The organism is Halomonas sp. BC2 (assembly GCF_002078115.1).
GTDB classification, from domain to species: domain Bacteria; phylum Pseudomonadota; class Gammaproteobacteria; order Pseudomonadales; family Halomonadaceae; genus Vreelandella; species Vreelandella stevensii.
In genome coordinates, this window is sequence record NZ_LFGT01000021.1 from 101,887 (window position 1) to 103,243 (window position 1,357).

Below are 1,357 nucleotides of genomic sequence, written 5' to 3' on the forward strand. Positions count from 1 at the left end.
CACATGCAATGTACGGCTTCAATGGTTAATTACAATGTAATAGAACAACGTAAAAAAGTGAATTGTTAAAAGTCCGTGAAATCGGATTTTTATTTTTTGTAGAATGCCGTAAGCTGCATGCTATGCACACATCCATTCTGACCTACAAGAACGCTCGCCTAACGCCCGAAGAACGATGGCTACTGATGCAGTGGGCGTCTGTGATAGGCGCTGACCAGAGCTTTGATGGCACTTTGAAGGATCTCTTCATGAGCCTAGGCATGACGTATGCGCAAGGCCGTCGAGCCTGGGGTTGTCTCATAAAAAAACACGGAGAAAGGCAAAACCAGTTTATTGAGATTGAGCGGCTACCTATTAAAGGACCAGGTCGGCCAGCGGTACGTTATCGTTTATCAGCAAAGTTTGTGAAAGAACTACAGAAGTATCCGTTGTCTTCTACGCACCACGTAGAAGAAATAGCCACACTTACCAAAACGACCCTACTATCTGCTGAAAATAAAAATAAGGATCTGGTAAGAGATGGACGTCGCCGCCGTTCAAGGTTGACCTTGCCTAACCGGTGGCTATTAATGGTGTTGCTAGCTCATGCTGATACGCCAGGTGTAATAACCAGCCTTGGAATATCAACAATACGTCACCTCACTGGGATGTCACGCTCCCGCATAGATAGGCAACTGAAGAAATTGGTTGATTTAGGTATCGTTGCTCACCATGAGCCAGGGCGATACTCACACCAAGCTAAAAAACGCAAAACCTCTATTTATCTGCTTGATTTAGCCCACCCCTCATTTGGAAAACACACAAGAACGCCCATTACAATTGTGTCGCCGCCTTCAAGCACCAAACCCGAGGTAACGGAATCAACAAAAGGTGAAATAAAAAGAACGGAGTTAGTCGGTGGAATAGTGGATGCAGTGATGACTGCAGGGGTATGCAGCTTGCAAATCGAAGCATTGTTGAAGGAGTACAATGCCAACAAGGGTTCTGATAGTACCGTGTCAGACGATACTAAGGATGAATCAAAACGAGAGCATGATCCTTATCGCGAGGCTAAAAAATATCAAGAGAGATACAACGAAATCAAAATGGTTTTTGACCTGGCGCTATCAATGCTGCCAAGCACACGTTATCTAGAAGGTGGCGTTGAAGAACTGCTTAAGCGCTACGATGTGGAGGATGCAAACTGGTTACTTACCAGTGTTCATATCGATACTTGTCGTCTGCTAACTTCCTCCTGGAATGAATTGAAAGAAGGTTGTTCCGGGCCTGAACAGCCACAACATGACGTTATAGTGGCGACTGCTCGTCGTTTAGGCATGGTAATCCCCCCATTTTTAGAGGGTTTCAAAAGTAGAGC

At 45.1% G+C, this 1,357-nt stretch carries 1 protein-coding gene; it reads left to right on the plus strand.

The genetic code is table 11. The annotated features are described in order from the left end of the window. Positions 1-248: 248 nt before the first annotated feature. On the plus strand, positions 249-1,357 hold a 1,109-nt coding region (locus B7L71_RS17165; protein ID WP_139790136.1), incomplete at its 3' end, for a hypothetical protein.